The sequence below is a fragment of the Streptomyces sp. NPDC001156 genome (assembly GCF_053598275.1).
Window position 1 is genome coordinate 1 of the sequence record NZ_JBSFJX010000428.1, and the last position, 3,003, is coordinate 3,003.

Consider the following 3,003-nt stretch of genomic DNA (forward strand, 5'->3'; position numbering starts at 1 on the left):
ACAGCCTGCGGGGCTGAAGCCAGAGGCTCGAAACGGCTGGGCCGCCACCGCCGGACCGTCGAGCGCACGATGGCCGGGCTTGGCGGATGTCGCCGATTGCACCGCCGCTACGAGATCAAGACCGAGCACTTCCTGGTGTTTCTCGGCTTCGCCGCTGTCCCGTGCTGCTACAAGCCGCTCGTCAGGCTCACCACATAGGACACGGACCAAGCCTGGAGAACTCGTTCCCGTCGCCCACGCAGAGCCGAGAACTCGCGGCCGTCGTAAGACCCGTTGCAGCTCCGAGCCGGCGCACAGGACTACCTCGGCCACGTGCAGGGCCGGGCAGGGAGAAGTCTCGGTTCCTCCCCTCTTGACCGGCACAAACAGAAGACAGGCGCGGTCTCAAGGCGAGGCCGCGCCCGTCTGCTCTGTCGTGTGATTGTCTCGCGCACCGGTTCGAGATCGTGGGGATCGGCCGTACAGGCGGCCGAGGTATCCGTCGGAGATGACCGACGCGCCTCGCGGACCAGGGCACCGACGCCGGGAAACGGATCATCGGACGCAAGCGCCACCTGGGCTGCGACACACTCGGCCTGTTGCCACCGTCATGGTCACGGCCGTGAGTGTGTCCGACGCCGCGGTGGTCGACGCCTCTTGTCCCGCATCGCCGCCGGCCACCCGCGCGTGACCCATGCCTGGGTAGCCGCCGGCCACCGCACCACCGCCATCGACCACGGCGTCCGCCTCAGCGTCGACGTCCACCCCGTGCAACGCTCGGCCGGCGTCGAGGGGTTCATGGTGCCATCGAGTGGAGCATCGGCCGGCTCATGCACCGCCGCCGCCTCGCTCGCGACTACGAGATGCGTCCACACCGCTCCGAAGCCATGCGCGATGATCGACCTCATGGCCCGCCGCCTCACCGGCGAAGCCACCCTGAACTGGCGCGGAACCTGACTCGGGACCAAACGCGAATCAGCGGACCAAACGCTCAGTCGGGCTCCGAGGTCTCCGAGGGCTCCGAGGGCTCCGTTTCCAGTCGCGCCCGGGTCGCCTTGCCGTACGCCCCGAGTGCGGACGGGACGTGGTCTCAGTTTTGGTCTCGTTCATCGGTGGCCGGAGCCGTTCACAGGCATACGCGCCTGCCGACTGGAGCGCGGTGGTGAACGGGCACGGACAAGGCCGAACGCTGTCCCGCCCAGGAGGAACAGAACTCGAAAGCGAGCGCGGCGCAAGTCAACGGGCTGCCCGCGGTCAGGTCACGCCTGTGCTTGAACTGGCGAGTAGCGAGGAGTACGGAAAGTGAAGTGGCAGATGAAGCCTTGCGTGGGGCGGGGAGACACCGTTCTCGTGGTGACAGCGCACTCTGACGATCAAAGGAAGGCTCCGGGGCTGTCCGGCTGTCACCGGGTTTTCGCGGGCGGCTGTGCCGAATACGTGTCGAAGTTCTCGGCCTGGAGAATCAGCCAGCGCCAGGCGACTCCGGAAGATCACCGGCGGCTTCGAGCCATTTCTTCAGGTCGGAAAGCTGCCCATCGACACACCTGGCGTAGGTGGCCAGGAGCACAGGGACGTTGTTCCCGGCCCACTCCACCACCTGGGCAGGCGGGACCCCGTCGTTGAGCCACTTCGTCAGGCGCGTGTGCCAGTTGTCGTACACACGCCTCCCCGTGGGCGACTCGAAAACGTGCGGAGGCAACACGGCCTCGCGCGCACTGCCCCATGCCCGGCGGATGACGGAGCCCGCGAGAATGCGAGCGTCCGCCGCGCCGGCTTCGATCGCCTGGTAGGTGGAGCGGCTCACGCGGGCTGCGAGGAACGCCGACTCTTGGGTGCGGTTGTCGTGGAGGCGTCGGACTCGGATGCGGTCGCCGATGGCGCGGCGTTCATGCGCGAGCCAGGCGTCGACGTTGTCCGGCAGGTGGGGCATCCGGCCTATGCCGGGCCAACCATGATCAAAAGTCAGCCCGGAGAACCGGGCGTCTTCTGATCTTGAAACTCGTGCGACGGACGGCCACTCCCTCGTCGTAAAAGAGGCAAAGGTCCTCGCGCCAACCCCAACCGACAGTGCAAGCCCGCACTACACAGCCCTGCGGCGACGTGGCATATGCCGCAGGATCACAGGTAGTCCTAGAACCGAACGCCTGTTCACTCCTTCGGATAAACCGTGTTTGCCCAGCGCATCCGCGCACCAGACGCGTGAACCAAGGCCACGCATCCCCACGCCCCCCCCTCACACGCCGCCACACAGGAGGCAGGAATGGACCGCGAGCAAATCCTCAAGTTGTACGCCTGGGAGTTGGGGGCCTGCTTTCGGCACCCGGCCAAGAGTGAGGTGCCGACCACTCACGTCTGGACGGTGCGGACCGCGACCGGCGGCACCCAGGACATCCGCGCCTGCGAGGAATGCGTGATCGCCATGGAGGACATGCGGCGCGAGACTGCTTACCGCCGGGGAGTCGAGTACGTGCCCGGGCGCGTCTCGGAGGCGTAGCAGTAGGCTTGGCGCAAGGGAGTTGGCGCAGGTGAGGAGGCTTCTCGCGGCTCAACTTCAGGACGGAAGGCATCCGCGCACCTCGCAGGCCAGGACGGGGTGCCAAGAGCCTGACCCCGATGCTGGCGCGGAGAACTTCCTGTGAGTCCATCGCTGGCGGGGGGCAGGGCGTGAGGCGCTGGAGCCGAACAGGGGGTCAAGCGGAGCAGTCGAAAGACAACCTTGTCAGGCTGAAATGGACGCTGCTGAACGGTGAACGGGTAGGTCAGCAGTCCCGGTTCAGGGTTATTCGGGCTCGGATCGCGTTCGGGACGGAGAGGTCCAGGGTTCAAGGCTCGCGCAGCAAGCAGGCGCCATGCTGGTTGCGCAAGTCCGACGATCCTGCCGTCAGGCCAGCGCAGGCATGAAGCCACCGCGGGCGGTGCCCGAGGACAGCAAGGCAGACCAATCGAGCGCCTCGGGCAGTTGGTCCAAAGACAGGACGACTGCTCCGCCGGCCTGCTCAGCATCCGCGCACCAGTCGCCCATGC

At 66.9% G+C, this 3,003-nt stretch carries 2 protein-coding genes and 3 pseudogenes; 4 read left to right on the top strand and 1 reads right to left on the bottom strand.

What is annotated here, in order from left to right; all coding sequences use genetic code 11:
* From ACWDA7_RS51675 to ACWDA7_RS51685, 3 pseudogenes are all read left to right on the top strand, one after another.
* Nucleotides 1-198 (top strand): annotated as a pseudogene (locus tag ACWDA7_RS51675) (hypothetical protein); the annotation flags it as partial.
* A gap of 305 nt (nucleotides 199-503) precedes the next feature.
* Nucleotides 504-742, top strand: a pseudogene (locus tag ACWDA7_RS51680) (transposase); the annotation flags it as partial.
* A gap of 58 nt (nucleotides 743-800) precedes the next feature.
* Nucleotides 801-936: pseudogene (locus ACWDA7_RS51685) on the top strand (IS5 family transposase); the annotation flags it as partial.
* A gap of 505 nt (nucleotides 937-1,441) precedes the next feature.
* On the opposite strand, the gene ACWDA7_RS51690 reads toward ACWDA7_RS51685, so the two are convergent.
* Nucleotides 1,442-1,909: a hypothetical protein gene (locus ACWDA7_RS51690; RefSeq protein ID WP_450615023.1), complete on the bottom strand. Its 468-nt coding sequence runs from the start codon at nucleotides 1,907-1,909 to the stop codon at nucleotides 1,442-1,444.
* A gap of 330 nt (nucleotides 1,910-2,239) precedes the next feature.
* Here ACWDA7_RS51690 and ACWDA7_RS51695 point away from each other — a divergent pair, with 330 nt between their 5' ends.
* Nucleotides 2,240-2,473, top strand: a complete 234-nt coding sequence (locus ACWDA7_RS51695; RefSeq protein WP_450615025.1) for a hypothetical protein — start codon at nucleotides 2,240-2,242, stop codon at nucleotides 2,471-2,473.
* Nucleotides 2,474-3,003 lie beyond the last annotated feature (530 nt).